Genomic DNA, 13,764 nt, shown 5'->3' on the forward strand with positions numbered 1-13,764 from the left:
GGGGCGGTGGCCGCACTGGGCGGCCAGCCGGGGGGTTATTCGACGGGGTATTGGACCTGGTCAGTGCTCTCGACCTGATCGACCTCACGGAAGTCCGGATCCTGGCCATTGTTGTCAGTGTCTTCATCCAGGGGCAGATCACCCGTGCGGTCATCGCCATCACCGTCATCCGGAGCTGCCGCCGGCTGGGCGCTGAAGTGATCTTCCAGAGCGCGCTTGCGGTTCTTCTTCGCCTGCTCCAGCTCGAACTGCTTCTTCTCGTCAGGCGGCACCAGGCTGATCTGCACCTCGGTGTCCAGCAGCTCGGACAACTTGCCGACGTCCGCCGGGTGCGTACGGGCGCGGACGACAAAGCCCATGGTGACAGCGCCCTTGTCCTGCAGCAGGAAATTCACCTTGTTGATCACTGAGTCATTCAGCTTGACCTCGGACGGGCCGCCGGCGCCGATATGTGCCAGAAAGACGTAGCCTTCCAGCGAGCCCTTGTGCGGGAAGCGCGGGAAGGGGAACTTCAGGTGCGGCAGGCGGGTGCCGCTGACCATGTCGGCCTGGTCGTCACCGGTATAGAACGAGGAACGGTAGAGCGGGTGGAAGTGGTCGAGGACCTCGTTCTCCATGGGGGCAGTGATGCCGATATCGCAAACGCTGTGCTCATCGCCCTTTTCATCCTTTTCCTTGCGGATGTCGATGCTGGTGATGCGCACCATCTTGGTGTCGAGCTGGAACATTCTTTTCTCCGTAGTGGCGGGGTGGTGGTGGGCGATCAGGCGGCGGCCGGTTCCTTGCCGATAGCCTTGAGCAGCTGCTGCAGGTCATCATCCGTGTGGTCGAACCATTCGTTTCTGATCCACAGGCGATCTTCCGTATCGCTCCACACAGTGAGTTTCACGGCCCGGCCTTCGATGTAATCCAGGCTGAGAGGAATACGCGGATCGCGTCGCTGGAAATTGACGATCTCGGCTGCTCGTTCATCGCTCATGTCGCCCGGTGTGAACTGCAGGAAGCCCATGCCCTGCGGGCGGGAAAGGCTATATGCGGCCTTCACGATCGCAGCCAGATCTGCGCCTGTGATCTCGATTTTGTTGGTGGTGTCCATGGTGTCCCTTCGGTCCTAGGTTTGAGGTGATGGGCGGCTCGGCCGCCCGAGTAAATCAGGCAGCAGCCTGCTGCTGGCGGTCCTGCAGCGCGAAGTAGATGACACGGCAGGCGGCCACATCGGCGCCGGCATCGTGCGCGTTCTGCAGCGGCTGGCCGGTGAAGAACTCATAGGCCTCGGAGAGCTTCGGCTGCTTCGGGTTGTTGCGACCGGCCTTGACCATGGCCGGGGAGGGCGGCAGGTTCACGATATTGGTGGACGAGGTGCAGATGCAGAAAGCAGGGCCTGCCTTCCAGTGATCCGCGAAGGCAGTATCACGGTGGCGCATGCAGGCGATGCGCACCAGGCGAGCGTCGAACTGCTCGTTGTGGGCGATACGGCCGTGCGTGGCCATCGCCCACATGCTGAAGAACATGTCCAACACCACATCGACGCCCAGGCCGAACATGGCGGCGCGCTCGGTGCTGACACCAGTCAGGGCCTCGACGTCGGGAGGGATAACCCAGCCAGCCGGCTTGATCAGCTGGCACATGCTGGCCACCGTGCGGCGGGTGTCGAGATCGACCAGGTCAGCGGCCAGCTGGAAGATATGGGGCTGACGCGGATCCTCGGAAGGTTCCTTGAAGAGTGGAAAACCTGTGGTTTCCGAATCGTAGAAGAGAGCGGTGCGCATGATGGTGGTCATCCTTATTCGACGTTGAAGTTTTGCTGCTGCGGCTTGGCGCGGCGGCTGGTGCCGGTGGCGGCCGGCGCATTGGCGAAGGCTTCCTTGCGCTCGCGGTAGAAGGCGCGCAGCTCTTCCTGCTGGGCGGGGTCGGCCACTTCGCTGATCAGGTCGGCGGCGACGTCCAGCACCTCCAGATCACCGGCTTTTTCGAGGGAGTCGCGCACCTTGGCGTAAGAGAGGCCTGTGGTCTGGCCAGCGCCACCCTGCTGCTGGCCCTGGTCTGCCTGCTGGCTGGTCTCACCAGCAGGCCCGGCTGCCGTGCCGGTTTGGGCTGCCCCAGTTTCATGCTGGGGACTTGCGGGGGAGTTCTGTTTGCCCTGGTCATCGAACTCAGCAGGATCGCGGCGGCCCGTGCCCTGCGGCATGCTCACCGACGCGGACGAGGACAACTGGCCAGACACCTCGCCGGTATCGGGATCAACCTGGCCGTTGGGCGCATCGTCGGGCAAGAACTGGAAATCGCCATCGATGATGCCCATGCCCTGGTCCTTGCCAGCTTCTGCCAGGCCGTCAATGGCGACAGCGCGCTGGAACTCGATCGACAGTGGCAGGTATTTGGCGAGACGCCGGATGACCGTCTTGCGGCCCATCTCGACAAAGTGATCCCACCAGGGTCCATCCTTGGGGATGCGCTTGCCGGTTTTCTTGCCATTGACCCATTCATCCTTCATGGCTGCCTGGCTGTTGCCGCGGATTTCCTCGACCTGCTGCCGGCTCATGAATTCGAAGGCATAGCCGCCACCAGTCAGCTTGGCCACCGCGTAAAACCCGACCACTTCACCGCGAGCGCCCATGGCCGGCGTGTGATTGAGCTTCTCGTCAATGCCATAGACCAGTTCGAACTTGTCGTTCTCGCAGACCTCGTGGGCCGCGATGCTCACGATCTGGCCGGAACGGCGGGCCAGGTCAATCAGGCCCTTGTAGCCGATGATGACCTGCACCGATTTCACCCAGCGTTCACCCCCGTTGTTGTCCTTGCGCTTGGTGTTGAAGGGAACGAGATAGGCGTGACCCAGGACAGTGTTTGGCTCCAGGCCCATCTGGGCGCACTGGCCAATGGCGCCGACGAGCGAAGGGACGTCACATTCAAGCAGTGCCGGGGTGGTGGTGGCCGCGATCTGGGCGACCTTCAGAAGCCGGTCGGCATTCAGGTGCGCCGGCAACATCTTGGCGATGTCATCCTTCTTCTGCGTCAGGAAATAGGCGATCTGATCCTTGGGACGCATGGAATTGATCTCGGCCGGGGTCTTGCGCTGCGCCTGTTGCTGCATGGCGGTGATGGTGGTGCTGGACATGCTTTCTCCTTTTCGGGGGATAGATGGGTGATAGATGCCGGATCAGCGGCGGTAACGGCAGGTGCCGAAGTTCGGGCAATACTTCTCGCCGCAGAGCATCGAACGGGGGTTGCCGAAGAAGTCACCGGACTGGATCAGGCGCGCGGCATGCTGCAGGACGCCGGGAGAGTCTTCGGTCCCGACAAGCGCCTGGCGCGCGCCATTGACTTCGCCGATACCGCTCCGCTGCGAGGCAACGGTCTTGCCGGTGCTCAGGCCGATGATCTGCGCGGGCGCGGTGATGGCCAGGCCGCTGGAGTGCTCGGCCAGCAGCTCGTAGACACCCAGTTGGAAAGCATGGCCGGCGGTCTTGACGACGCCATCGGCGCCGACAGCGGTCTTCCCGGTTTTGATGTCGCTGATCCCGTGGCCGTCCGCTGTCTTGCGCACGCGGTCGGTCGTACCGGTCAGGGCGATGCCCAGGTCGGCGATCTCAAGCCGTTCGCAGGAGAGCTCGACGCCGGCGTATTCCTGATGCGGTGCAATCTCCATGCAGTAGCGCGTATGTAGGGCCAGCGCAATGCGTTCGGCTTCCTGGGGCTTGTCGTCGTCCCAGTCCACTTCCTGTTCCGGATGGTGGATAGCGTCCACCACGGCGCCGGCCGCATCATCGGCGCTCACCGGCGTTCCACCAGGCAGTCGGCTGGAGTCATAGACAGCGGTACCGGCATGCACGGCGGTTCCCAGCAGCGCGGCGCCGGACGATGGCAAGGTCTTGCCATCGATGTGCTTGGCGGCCCATCTTGCTGGACAGTCGAAGAGTTCGCCCAGCGAGCTGGCGCGGATGGAGATAATGGATTGCCTCACGGCTGTTCCTTCGGGGAAGTTGAAATAGGGGCGCCCAGTTGGGCCAGTTCGGCGGCCGGAAACTTGTGGACCAGGCGCTGGTTCATCTGCAGTAGGCCGGCTTCCTCGGCGCGCCGGTCGGAATCCGTCATGAGCAGGATCACGCCGATCATCAGGGCGGCGCCGGCATAGGTCAGGGCGGTGACGTGCTTCATTTCGCACGCTCCCGCACCATCAGATCGGCATAAGCACCGCGCAGCTCGACAAGCTGCTCCAGCGTTTCCATGAATCCCGGGTTACGACCCATGCGCCGATAGAAGATCTCGTTTGCCCAGGCCAGGTCGATGGGCGCATGCGCGGCGAAGTAGTCGCGCAGCGACATCCCCTCGGGGACGCCGTGCATCATGGCGGGGACTACCTCGCCATTCGGACCTACCGCAACGCCCCCAGGGAATGCCGGGCCGCCAGTCTTATCGGTGGCCATCACGCACCCCGGCCGAACTTCGGCACCGGCGCAACGACAGGCGCCTCGGTCGGGTCGATGGTGGTCAGCGGCGCACGCAGCGCTTCCTGAATCAGAATCAGCGTGAAGATAGAGGCAGCCATCATGACAGCCGCATACAGCGCCAGAACGCCGCAACGCTTGGCCAGGCGAACGGCGCGGCGGCGCAGACGGGAGACGGTAGGGCGCGGCTTATTGGCGGTATCGACGCCAGCGCGCCAGTCGATCAGATGTTGATGGTTCATACGAACACTCCAGAGAAGGCGGCCGCCAGGGCGCAGAGCATCACCAGGGCCAGGGTTGCGTTACGGGGCAGACCAGCGGTCTGGATCACGGGGATCAGGGCCAGGAAGAAAAGGGCGGGGAAGTTCATGCTTCATCGCCCTCGGTGTTGGCGATGCCGGCAGATGCCGCCTTTTCAGCGGCGCGCGCACGGCGCGCTAGATAGGCCTGCTTGGCCGGCTCATCGCCGATGCGCGTCATGATCGACAGGTGCTCTTCATGGCGCTGGCCAGCGGTTATGCCCAGGGCCTTCATCGCGATCTCGTTGATGACCTGGACGCGACGGGTGTAGGTGCGCGACTGCGCGCACTGGCGCATGATCTGCTCGAGGGCTTGGCGGTGGGAGTTCATTGGGCACCTGCACGCCGAAGAGCCAAAGAGCGCTCATGCGAGCGAATCATGCCGTCCGGAGAAATCCCTTCAGCCGCCAGTTTTTCGGCCAATGCAAATTTTTTAGCCTTGGGCATGGCGTTGAGCATCGCCTTCAGGATCTTGTCGGCAAGGACCAGCTCCTCCAGCAGTGCGCCGCTGGCCGCAAAACGCTGGGCATCGGCAGCGCTGAAGAAAAAGCCGATATTTCCCTGGGTGGTTTCGCTGTAGACGCGGAAAGGCAACTCGGGTGTGTTGGAGTCCACCACCAGACGACCTTGACTCGGCATATTCACGGTATTCATGCGGCACCCGCCTTGGCCAGAGCGGCCTCCGCATCGGCCATGGTCGCCGAGGTGCCGGGGCTGTAGCCGTCGTGGCGCATCAGCTCCAGGCAATCCTTGAGGGCCTGCGCCAAGCCGGCGCAGTTGTCCGTCTCAGCGGACTTCTGACTTGGGGAACTGCCGAGCGGCGCAACCTGCTTTGCCAACTCCGCGGCCTCGCTCAAGTCCAGATGCATCAGCGCCCAGTCGCGGTCAGTGCGGTGCTGAACGGCGTTTTGCACCAGCTCGGCGATGCGCAGCAGCTTTTCATGATCACTCATCGTGATTTCCCTATGTCTGGTGGTGATCAGATGGCGCCGACGCCAAACTCAGCGCAGTAGTCCGCGTAGTCCTGCACCTGGCGCTGTGTCATCGCGAGCGCATCCGTGCGGTCGCCATCGGCCTGGGCGTGGAACACCCGGTCCGCATGCTTCTGGCAGCCCTGGACGAACGAATCGCTGGCGATCTGGAAGAGGTCGAAACCGTCGCCCGGGACGGTGGCCGCGTCGACGCTGTAGCCGATCACGCGCCAGCCATCGCGGCGGGTGGTCACCCACAGGTGGAATGTCTGGCCGTCGAGCTGGTAGTTTTCACCGAGCAGGCCGGCACCGGCCTTCAGGTTGGCCGGGCGGATCGGGTGAAGTTGGGTGGGGGTGGACATTACTTACCCTCCGTTTCGTAGTAGAGGGCTTGGAATTTTTTAGCGTCTTCTGTCCAAGCCTGCTTCAAATCATCCTGACCGCAATTGGTAGCCTCGCGGGCATGTGATCTACATTCAGCTGCGTACTGCAATGTCGCAACGCGCAGCAGAATGAGCTGTGCGCGGGGAACGCTCACCATGTCGGTCTTACTAGTTGGATTTGTGATCGCGCGTTGGGTGGGGGTGGTGGACATCGCTCGCCTCCGTTTATTAGCAGTGCTGATGAACGGATTATAAGCCTTGCTCTTATCATGTCAAGAGCAATGCTAATAATTAGAGCGAAAAAATACCGCCCGACGGGCGGCTTTAGTTACAGAAAGGCTACGAATTCAGCGTTTCTATGGAAGTGGTGGGTATTTTTTAGCGAAGTCAGCGACTTTGACCTCAAATGCTTCGAAGCTCCCAATTTGCGCAAGGGCGATCGAACCCTGGAAAGGGTCTGCAATTTCATAATCGGCAATTTTTCTTTGCCGTTTCATATTCACCAGCACGTAGGCGAGTGATTTTGCTGATAAAGAACCTTGTAAATGCAACCGCTCTGTTACGCGCTCATGGGCCCCCATAGCCAGATGCTCGTTGCTGGGGCATCGATCCATAACCGTTTGAGCCAGGTGAAAAGCGGCGTAGTACGCACGGCTCGTGGAGTTTCTTAACTCGATCTCAGCACTCGATGCGGACAGCGCTTTTGCGAAAGTATAGAAATCAGTGAAAGTTACACTCAATTTGGCGCCTCAGTCTCGAAGTAGTCCAATGGGAGACAAGTAACTGAGAACAAATCGATACCACTGTCCTCGAATTCCGAAATCAATTTTTCTGCGATCGTAAAATTCAGAAAGCTACATTGCTCGATAGTCGCATCTACATACAGTCGAGTAATAAAAGTCCCATCATTTAGCGTCAACTGATCAAGGCGGCGAATTTCGTATCCTGCGTTCCGCACGGCACCGATCGCACTTTCCAGACGGACAATAACGTAGTCTTCGCTCACCCTGAGACGGGCGATACGAGATGAGGTCAACTCAGAGACCTTTTGAAGGGACTTTATGCGGTCAAGCTTCCCATTGACCGAAAGCTTATCTATTTGTGCCATGAAGGCTTTGGACAGGTTGATTTCCGCAAAGGCTGTGGAAAAAATCGCCGCTTGATATAAGGCGTCAAGGTCGTCTGGGAAGAGGCGGAGGACTTCTCGCGCTAATTTCATGCCTTCTCGCGGCATACCCATATGACGATGATACTTCAATGCACAAAGGTACCAAAAATTGCCGGCAGTTCCAAAGCTGAAAGCTTTCTCGAGCATTGCCATACATTCCCGTCTGTCACCCAACAAATAAGCAATGTATGCGAGGACAGTGTAGCCGAGAATCGGATTTATTTTGTCCAGGTTTAGTAACCTTGTAGTGCGGACCCGCATCCCAATAATACCGTCCATCCTTATGGAGTCGGATGCGTCCATTTCTTGCAATTCTCGAAAGAATTGCGCCGCTTCTTCTTGTGGTAGCGGGGCTGCCATATAGGTTTCTTTTAATTAAATTGCGCGTTTCTGATGGGGAGCTGCGGCTCAAATATTTTCGCTCTGTTTATAGACAATTTTTCCAATAACAACGCAGCTTGCGCCACGGCAGAGTTTTCTTGGGTAGCGCCTCTGGTCTGGATTGTCGGATGTTAGCCACCAGTCTCCGTTGTCCCTCACTAGGCGCTTAACCACATCTTCTCCCTCGTAATTGACCGCATAGACCTGGTTGTCGGCGATGGTCTTATCAAGCGTATTGATGACCACGGTATCCCCCTCGAATAAAGTGGTCTCCATGCTGTCGCCCCGGACCTTGATAGCAATCAGGGCGCTGGCCTGGTAGCCCCGGCGCTTGATGAGTTCCGCCGGCATGTACACCGGTGGCCCATCCTCCTCGGCCTTTTCCAGAGCAATTCCATTGATCCCAGCCTGCAGGCGAAGGCGAACCGTCCGGATCTGAAGGAAACGCGGATCGGCCGCGCCATCTTCATCGCTGATGACGCGCACTCGGCGGGTCGGGGTCTCCCCGTGTTCATCCATTGACACTACTCCTTCCAAGGCGGCTGTAAGGCGCGGGCTGATCACTTTCGGATCGGCGCCAATCACCTTACAGAGAGCCAAGAGGGCAGGTAGGTTCAGCGGAATGATGCCGCGCATGTATTGGCTCACCACGCCTTGCGTACCAAGTCCAGATTCAGCAGCGAACCAGGTCTGGGTAGCACCTGGGTTGCTGGCCTTATACAGCGTCCAAGCCGTGCGCAAACGGCCGGCTTCCAGCTCTTCTTCGGGGGTCAATGCTCTGCGATTACTCATGCTCGGATTTTATTAGTAAGACTTTTTAAATGCGCGAACACTTGAAAAGCATTGCTCTTAATGTAGAATAAGAGCATTGCTTATAAAAAGGTGCCGCATGCAACTTCATTCCTACCTAAAACAGGCAGGGCTTTCGCAAGGCGAGTTCGGCCAGAAGCTCACACCTGTTGCCTCTCAAGGGCTGGTCAGCCAGTGGATTCGCGGCAAGACCCGGATCACCTTGGACTACGCCCTGCAGATTGACCAGGCCACCAACGGCCAAGTCTCGCCTAAGGACTGTTCTGAGATGTTCACGGCGCCCGAGGGCATGGCCGACCACCAGCAGCCCGAACAGGTGCAACCGTGAGCAGCGCAGACACAGTCTCCCCCGACCTCGCGGAAATTACCCGCAAGACCGGTGCACGAATTCAATCCGACATCTTGTCGCGCCTTGCACACGTCACGCAGGAGCATGCAGCGACTTGCATGAACGTCGACCCGAGCACGGTCAGCCGTTTGAAATCCGGCCTGGACCAGTTCTGCCTGCTGCTGGCCGCCATCGGCTTTCAGGTCGCCGCTACCGATTCCGTTGTCATCAGCCAGAAGGAACTGTCGGGCCTGAAGTACCTGGCCGCTCGGTACCTGGAGGCCGACATTCAGAAGGACATCCGGCTGTGAGATCGAACCCCAAGGTACGCGAGGAAGTCATTGCCTTCCTGGAAGAGCACCCCGACAGCCGCATGGGCGACATCGTTGCGCACGTGACCGGCAAGGGCCTGTCCACCGAAGGCGGCATCCAGTCAGTGATGCGCAACCTGGTCGCCTGGGGTTCAGTCAAGGTCGACCGCACCCATTACAAGGCTTTCCTGTACTCGGTCAACGAGGAAGCGCGGAAGGTGAACCACGTTGATGCCGAGCGCTTCCAGGTACCGGCCGAGCTGGCCGGGCCCGTCGTGCCGCCGATGGTTTGGTCGATGCGGCATTTGCTGGGGGCTTCGGCGTGAGCGTTTCCATTCACATCGGTGACTCGCTCAATATCCTTCGCCAGATGCCGGACGAATCCGTGCATTGCGTCGTCACGTCGCCTCCGTATTGGGCGCTGCGCGACTATGGCGTGGATGGCCAGATCGGTCTGGAGGCATCGCCGGCTGAGTTCATTGCCAAGCTGGTGGCTGTCTTCGAAGAGGTGCGCCGCGTGCTGCGCGCCGATGGCACCTGCTGGATCAACATGGGTGACAGCTATTCCCATGGTGGCGGAGGCTCCAAAAATGATGCCCGCTGGCCGAAAGAAGCTGAGCACTCCAATACCACGCCGAAGCATCTCAAGGCTGAATCAGGCATGAAGCCCAAGGACTTGATGATGATGCCGCACCGGCTGGCCATTGCCCTGCAGGATGCCGGCTGGTGGGTGCGCCAGGACATCGTCTGGAGCAAGCCCAATCCGATGCCGGAGAGCGTGCGCGACCGCTGCGCCAAGTCCCACGAATACATTTTCCTGCTCACGAAGTCCAAGCGGTATTTCTTCGACCAGGATGCGATCTCCGAGCCGGTATCGCCGAATACCCATGCGCGCTTGTCTCAGGATGTGCAGAACCAAATCGGCAGCGAGCGCGCCAACGGCGGCGCCAAGACCAATGGCCCGATGAAGGCGGTAGGGCGTGGAGTCGGCTGGGGCCACGGTACCGACGCCGAACAGCGCCAGCGCGGCCGCGTGCGCAAGCTGGCGGAATCTGGCAGCGGCACCAAGAACAACGGCAGTTTCGACCAGGCCATGGCCATCATGCCCAGCGTGCGCAACAAGCGCAGCGTCTGGAGCATCGCCACCCAATCTTTCAAGGAAGCGCACTTCGCGACTTTCCCACTCGAGATCCCGATGACTTGCATCAAGGCCGGCTGCCCGCTGGGCGGTGTAGTCCTCGATCCTTTCTTCGGTGCCGGCACCACAGGCCTGGCCGCTGACCGCCTGCAGCGTGATTGCATCGGGATCGAGTTGAACCCCGAATATGCCGAGATGGCGCGTCGGCGCATCCAGGCCGACGCCACTCTCCTGGCCAACGTACAGGTTGCCGCATGACAGACCTACCTCAACCCCTCACGCCGGCCGACTGCGATCTGACGAAGTATCCATTCGTCCCGATTCATTTGCGCAGGCTGCTCACGTCGGAGACATGGGTTCTTGGTTCCGGCGATGAGCGCGCCGCTGCAATCGCTCTCTGGCTGGAATCATGGCACCAGAGCCCCGCCGCCAGCCTGCCGGATAACGACCGCATGCTGGACCACCTGTCCCAGTCCAAGGTCTGGAAGAAGGTGAAGGAGCATGCCCTGCGTGGCTGGATCAAGTGCTCTGACGGCAAGCTTTACCACCCGGTGGTGGCTGAAATGGCCCTATCTGCCTGGATTGACAAGCTGATGAGCAGCCTGTCCGGCAGCGCCGGGAACGCCAAGCGGTGGGATATCGAGGTCGATACCGATGCCGTCAAAGCGCAGATTATCGATGCCGTAGAGCGTCTGGTGGCGATCGCACCCCAATCCGATGTACTGAAGAAAAAGCAGCTTAAAAACATCGTGAAGGGATCGCACCCCGAATCGCACCCCGATAAAAAAAGTATCGCCCCCCGATCCTCGAAAACATCGCACCCCGAATCGGGTGGCGATCGCAACAGAGAGGAAACAGAGAGGAAACAGAAAGAAAATATAAAACCAATAGGGGCAGCGGTTGATTCAACCGTAGGTGGGATCGGGGGCGACGAACGCGCCGCTGCCTCTTCGCAAGGCCATTCGGGCCAGCCGGACCGTGCCGTGGCCGTGTCCATCCTGCTGCGCAGGCTTGGCGTGAGGCCCATGACTGCCCAGCACCCGCTCGCGCTGCAGTGGGGCGCGAACGAGAAGTGCACCGACCAGCTGCTGGAGCAGGGCATCGAGACTGCACGCGAGCGGAAGCCATTGCCCGAGCCCATCCACCCGAATTACCTCGCCCCGATCATCGCCGAGCTGTTGAATCCGCCCCCACCGAAGCACGACAACAGCTGGCGGGCGAGCGACCAGGCCACCGATGCAAAGGCCCGGGAGCTGGGCATCGCCGTTCCCCTGGGCTGGAGCTACGCCCAACTGCGGGACAAAATCCAGGCCGAAATCGACCGCTTGAAGCGTCAGCCGCCTGCACCTGACGGGAGGCCAGCATGAGCGCCGCGCCCGGCATGTGCTCCGCCTACGGCTGCCCGTGCGCGGCCACCGCCTCCAACGGCGGCAGCAGTTGGTTCTGCACCTACCACTTCGGCACCGAGGCCACCTCATGGGCGCGCATCACCCTGGAGCTCAAGCGCCTGGAGTGGCTGCTGACCGTCTGCCGGGGCATCCGCGTCTGGTACGGCACCGAGCGCTGGGAGCGCGTCTATCGGCTGATCCAGAAGGACATCGTGCTCAACCAGCGCAGCGATCTGCTGTTCAACCGGGAGGCCGACGGCAACGTCACGAACTGGCTGCGCCGGCTGGAGACGTTCATCGACCACTCCGTGCGCGGCTCCATGCAGCCCAGCCTCCCCGTGACACCCCAGCAGGTCGCCGTCCATGACCCCGTGCAGCGCGTGCAGTTCGCTGCGCCCACCGCGTAACCCACCACCAACCTCAGGAGAAACCATGCGCAACAAGACCCTCGTACTGGCCGCCCTGGCCGCAGCCGGTGCCCTGACGCTGCAGCCGACGCTATCCCAACAGCAGGCCGTCCAGGTCGTCGCACCCGCCAGCAAGAAGCGCCGTCGCAGCATGTTCAGCGGCATGCCCTACAACCCGTTTGCGCCCTATGGCCGCAAGGGCGCCGGCATCAGCGTGGCGCAGCACAAGCGCCAGGCCAAGAAGGCCCGCAACGTCGCTCGCAACCGCGCTGCGCACCGCTGACAGGCCGATTCGCCCCCATGCCCTCCGGCCGCTATGACCTTACCAAACTTGACGATTGCATAAGGCTCGTGCGGTCCACGGCACCGAGGCAGGACCTGGCCAACGTGATGTTGGCCGCCATCGAAAGGATGCCCGGCGCACCGAGCCGGGTTGAGATTCTGGAAACGATGAAAAAGGAGAAACACGATGGACAACGATAAGACGGCTGAACTCCTCGGGAGCGGGGTCATGACCGGTTGGCAATTCAGTTTGGAGGTCAACGGGAACTGGATCATCTCGACACCGGGCGGTGACGGGGCCTATGTGTTCCACGATGACAATGCTTCGCTGGCCACGGTGGTGCGCCAGTTCCTGCGCTCGGTGGTCTTCGGCGCTCATCCTGTTGGCGAGCCTGGAAGCCAGGCGGAAGCTGCTGTCCGCACGTTGAGCCATCTCGGGTGGTCCTGGAGCGGTGGCCTGATGTGGCAGGCGCCGGTGGAGCGCGCCCCCGAAGGTGCGCACGTCGGTAGCGCTGCCGACAGCCCGCTGGAGACCTCCGAGGACGAGGCGCAGCCGTATGTGGCGCCCACGTTCCACTGGGGTGCGCCCGAGCCAGCTGGCAAGCACTTCGATGTGAACGCCCTTGAGCGCATGGCCCGTCAGCGGCCCGACGATTGCTTCCTCAAGGGCTCGGGCATTCTCAAGCTGACCGGCGCGATCCGGCAACTGGAGGCCCAGATCGCTGAACTGCAGAAGGGCCATGTTCCTGAGATGTCCGCCGCCGCCCGCGACGTGCTGGCCGAGCGCCGCCGGCAGCAGGAGGTCGAAGGCTGGACGCCTGAGCACGATGACCAGTATCACGACTGCGCTCTTGCTGAAGCCGCGATCTGCTATGCCCAGGGCCACATGACATGGCGGCGCGCTGGTCACGAGCAGCGCTGGCCGTGGGCCCGTGTTTGCTGGAAGCCGTCTGGTTACCGCAACAACCTCAAGAAGGCCGGCGCCCTGATCCTCGCCGAGATCGAACGTCTGGACCGCGCAGCGGAGAAGGGCGGTGCTGCATGACCACCGCAACCCTGTTCGACCAGGTCATCGCGCACCTGGGCCTGAAGAACGACGCCCACCTGGCGCGTCACCTGCAGACGGCCCCCCGACCATCAGCAAGATGCGCAACAACGTCATCCCACTGAGCGCCATCCTGATGGTCCGCATCAGCGAGGACACCGGCTGGCCGACCAAGCAGATCAAGGCGGTGATCGCCGAGGGTGATGGCCAGGAAGGCGGTGCGCAATGATCGCCGCCATCCCCGCCGAAGACCGGCCGACCATCATCGTGCAGACCGTCCCACAGGAAGTCGCGCTGGAGCTGCTGGCTCGTCATTTGGGCTTGCTGAAGCCGCGCGCCGGGGTCCGCTGCTTGTCCTGCGGCGCCCGCACCAATGCCGAGGGCCAGCTGCCCTGCGGCCACTGA

At 61.2% G+C, this 13,764-nt stretch carries 28 protein-coding genes; 11 read left to right on the plus strand and 17 right to left on the minus strand.

The genetic code is table 11. The features are described from left to right. Window positions 1-35: 35 nt before the first annotated feature. The 17 genes from ACEOAC_RS08625 to ACEOAC_RS08705 form a co-directional block, all read right to left on the minus strand. Entirely contained in the window at window positions 36-728 is a 693-nt protein-coding gene (locus ACEOAC_RS08625; protein ID WP_413443640.1) for a hypothetical protein, read from the minus strand. Window positions 729-763: 35 nt separating this feature from the next. Beyond that, window positions 764-1,096, minus strand: a complete 333-nt coding sequence (locus ACEOAC_RS08630; protein WP_413443639.1) for a hypothetical protein — start codon at window positions 1,094-1,096, stop codon at window positions 764-766. Window positions 1,097-1,151: 55 nt separating this feature from the next. Continuing rightward, window positions 1,152-1,781, minus strand: coding sequence for a 3'-5' exonuclease (locus ACEOAC_RS08635; RefSeq protein WP_413628792.1), 630 nt, complete (start codon window positions 1,779-1,781; stop codon window positions 1,152-1,154). A gap of 2 nt (window positions 1,782-1,783) precedes the next feature. Further along, a complete protein-coding gene (locus ACEOAC_RS08640; protein WP_413443637.1) occupies window positions 1,784-3,118 on the minus strand; it encodes a recombinase RecT in 1,335 nt (444 codons plus the stop codon). Between the two features lie 42 nt (window positions 3,119-3,160). After that, on the minus strand, window positions 3,161-3,964 hold the full coding sequence (locus tag ACEOAC_RS08645; RefSeq protein WP_413443636.1) for a RecB family exonuclease: 804 nt from the start codon (window positions 3,962-3,964) through the stop codon (window positions 3,161-3,163). Continuing rightward, entirely contained in the window at window positions 3,961-4,158 is a 198-nt protein-coding gene (locus ACEOAC_RS08650; protein WP_413443635.1) for a hypothetical protein, read from the minus strand. The genes ACEOAC_RS08645 and ACEOAC_RS08650 overlap by 4 nt, the downstream gene beginning before the upstream one ends. Beyond that, on the minus strand, window positions 4,155-4,349 hold the full coding sequence (locus tag ACEOAC_RS08655; protein WP_413443634.1) for a hypothetical protein: 195 nt from the start codon (window positions 4,347-4,349) through the stop codon (window positions 4,155-4,157). Before ACEOAC_RS08655 ends, ACEOAC_RS08650 begins: the two co-directional genes overlap by 4 nt. A gap of 77 nt (window positions 4,350-4,426) precedes the next feature. Then, window positions 4,427-4,690: a hypothetical protein gene (locus ACEOAC_RS08660; RefSeq protein ID WP_413443633.1), complete on the minus strand. Its 264-nt coding sequence runs from the start codon at window positions 4,688-4,690 to the stop codon at window positions 4,427-4,429. Beyond that, window positions 4,687-4,818 (minus strand): hypothetical protein, encoded by a 132-nt coding sequence (locus ACEOAC_RS08665; protein WP_413443632.1) that lies wholly within the window; start codon window positions 4,816-4,818, stop codon window positions 4,687-4,689. The genes ACEOAC_RS08660 and ACEOAC_RS08665 overlap by 4 nt, the downstream gene beginning before the upstream one ends. After that, on the minus strand, window positions 4,815-5,078 hold the full coding sequence (locus tag ACEOAC_RS08670) for a hypothetical protein (RefSeq protein ID WP_413443631.1): 264 nt from the start codon (window positions 5,076-5,078) through the stop codon (window positions 4,815-4,817). The genes ACEOAC_RS08665 and ACEOAC_RS08670 overlap by 4 nt, the downstream gene beginning before the upstream one ends. Continuing rightward, entirely contained in the window at window positions 5,075-5,401 is a 327-nt protein-coding gene (locus ACEOAC_RS08675) for a hypothetical protein (protein ID WP_413443630.1), read from the minus strand. The genes ACEOAC_RS08670 and ACEOAC_RS08675 overlap by 4 nt, the downstream gene beginning before the upstream one ends. Further along, a complete protein-coding gene (locus ACEOAC_RS08680) occupies window positions 5,398-5,700 on the minus strand; it encodes a hypothetical protein (protein WP_413443629.1) in 303 nt (100 codons plus the stop codon). Before ACEOAC_RS08680 ends, ACEOAC_RS08675 begins: the two co-directional genes overlap by 4 nt. A gap of 26 nt (window positions 5,701-5,726) precedes the next feature. After that, on the minus strand, window positions 5,727-6,080 hold the full coding sequence (locus ACEOAC_RS08685) for a hypothetical protein (protein WP_413443628.1): 354 nt from the start codon (window positions 6,078-6,080) through the stop codon (window positions 5,727-5,729). Beyond that, window positions 6,080-6,313: a hypothetical protein gene (locus ACEOAC_RS08690; RefSeq protein ID WP_413443627.1), complete on the minus strand. Its 234-nt coding sequence runs from the start codon at window positions 6,311-6,313 to the stop codon at window positions 6,080-6,082. The genes ACEOAC_RS08685 and ACEOAC_RS08690 overlap by 1 nt, the downstream gene beginning before the upstream one ends. Before the next feature lie 144 nt (window positions 6,314-6,457). Beyond that, complete coding sequence (locus ACEOAC_RS08695) at window positions 6,458-6,841, minus strand: hypothetical protein (RefSeq protein WP_413443626.1); 384 nt, start codon at window positions 6,839-6,841, stop codon at window positions 6,458-6,460. Beyond that, window positions 6,838-7,629 (minus strand): tetratricopeptide repeat protein, encoded by a 792-nt coding sequence (locus ACEOAC_RS08700; RefSeq protein ID WP_413443625.1) that lies wholly within the window; start codon window positions 7,627-7,629, stop codon window positions 6,838-6,840. The genes ACEOAC_RS08695 and ACEOAC_RS08700 overlap by 4 nt, the downstream gene beginning before the upstream one ends. Window positions 7,630-7,677: 48 nt before the next feature. Next, complete coding sequence (locus ACEOAC_RS08705; protein WP_413628793.1) at window positions 7,678-8,442, minus strand: helix-turn-helix transcriptional regulator; 765 nt, start codon at window positions 8,440-8,442, stop codon at window positions 7,678-7,680. A gap of 97 nt (window positions 8,443-8,539) precedes the next feature. Between ACEOAC_RS08705 and ACEOAC_RS08710 the strand changes: the two genes are divergently transcribed. The 11 genes from ACEOAC_RS08710 (at window position 8,540) to ACEOAC_RS08760 (ending at window position 13,764) form a co-directional block, all read left to right on the plus strand. After that, window positions 8,540-8,788 (plus strand): helix-turn-helix domain-containing protein, encoded by a 249-nt coding sequence (locus ACEOAC_RS08710; RefSeq protein ID WP_413443623.1) that lies wholly within the window; start codon window positions 8,540-8,542, stop codon window positions 8,786-8,788. Then, window positions 8,785-9,099, plus strand: a complete 315-nt coding sequence (locus ACEOAC_RS08715) for a CII family transcriptional regulator (RefSeq protein ID WP_413443622.1) — start codon at window positions 8,785-8,787, stop codon at window positions 9,097-9,099. The genes ACEOAC_RS08710 and ACEOAC_RS08715 overlap by 4 nt, the downstream gene beginning before the upstream one ends. Further along, window positions 9,096-9,425 carry a hypothetical protein gene (locus ACEOAC_RS08720; protein WP_413443621.1) on the plus strand — a complete coding sequence of 110 codons (330 nt, stop codon included), beginning with the start codon at window positions 9,096-9,098 and terminating at the stop codon, window positions 9,423-9,425. The genes ACEOAC_RS08715 and ACEOAC_RS08720 overlap by 4 nt, the downstream gene beginning before the upstream one ends. A gap of 44 nt (window positions 9,426-9,469) precedes the next feature. Beyond that, the gene (locus ACEOAC_RS08725) at window positions 9,470-10,495 is read left to right on the plus strand and encodes a DNA-methyltransferase (RefSeq protein ID WP_413443653.1); all 1,026 of its coding nucleotides are present in this window, start codon (window positions 9,470-9,472) and stop codon (window positions 10,493-10,495) included. Then, complete coding sequence (locus ACEOAC_RS08730; RefSeq protein WP_413443620.1) at window positions 10,492-11,604, plus strand: hypothetical protein; 1,113 nt, start codon at window positions 10,492-10,494, stop codon at window positions 11,602-11,604. Before ACEOAC_RS08725 ends, ACEOAC_RS08730 begins: the two co-directional genes overlap by 4 nt. Beyond that, complete coding sequence (locus ACEOAC_RS08735) at window positions 11,601-12,032, plus strand: hypothetical protein (RefSeq protein ID WP_413443619.1); 432 nt, start codon at window positions 11,601-11,603, stop codon at window positions 12,030-12,032. The genes ACEOAC_RS08730 and ACEOAC_RS08735 overlap by 4 nt, the downstream gene beginning before the upstream one ends. A gap of 25 nt (window positions 12,033-12,057) precedes the next feature. Beyond that, window positions 12,058-12,315 (plus strand): hypothetical protein, encoded by a 258-nt coding sequence (locus ACEOAC_RS08740; RefSeq protein ID WP_413443618.1) that lies wholly within the window; start codon window positions 12,058-12,060, stop codon window positions 12,313-12,315. Between the two features lie 186 nt (window positions 12,316-12,501). Further along, window positions 12,502-13,359: a hypothetical protein gene (locus tag ACEOAC_RS08745; protein WP_413443617.1), complete on the plus strand. Its 858-nt coding sequence runs from the start codon at window positions 12,502-12,504 to the stop codon at window positions 13,357-13,359. Then, window positions 13,356-13,484: a hypothetical protein gene (locus ACEOAC_RS08750; protein WP_413443616.1), complete on the plus strand. Its 129-nt coding sequence runs from the start codon at window positions 13,356-13,358 to the stop codon at window positions 13,482-13,484. Before ACEOAC_RS08745 ends, ACEOAC_RS08750 begins: the two co-directional genes overlap by 4 nt. Next, a complete protein-coding gene (locus ACEOAC_RS08755; RefSeq protein WP_413443615.1) occupies window positions 13,460-13,588 on the plus strand; it encodes a hypothetical protein in 129 nt (42 codons plus the stop codon). Before ACEOAC_RS08750 ends, ACEOAC_RS08755 begins: the two co-directional genes overlap by 25 nt. Then, window positions 13,585-13,764 (plus strand): hypothetical protein, encoded by a 180-nt coding sequence (locus tag ACEOAC_RS08760; protein WP_413443614.1) that lies wholly within the window; start codon window positions 13,585-13,587, stop codon window positions 13,762-13,764. Before ACEOAC_RS08755 ends, ACEOAC_RS08760 begins: the two co-directional genes overlap by 4 nt.

Origin of the sequence: Herbaspirillum frisingense (genome assembly GCF_047325095.1) — a bacterium.
GTDB classification, from domain to species: domain Bacteria; phylum Pseudomonadota; class Gammaproteobacteria; order Burkholderiales; family Burkholderiaceae_D; genus Herbaspirillum; species Herbaspirillum frisingense.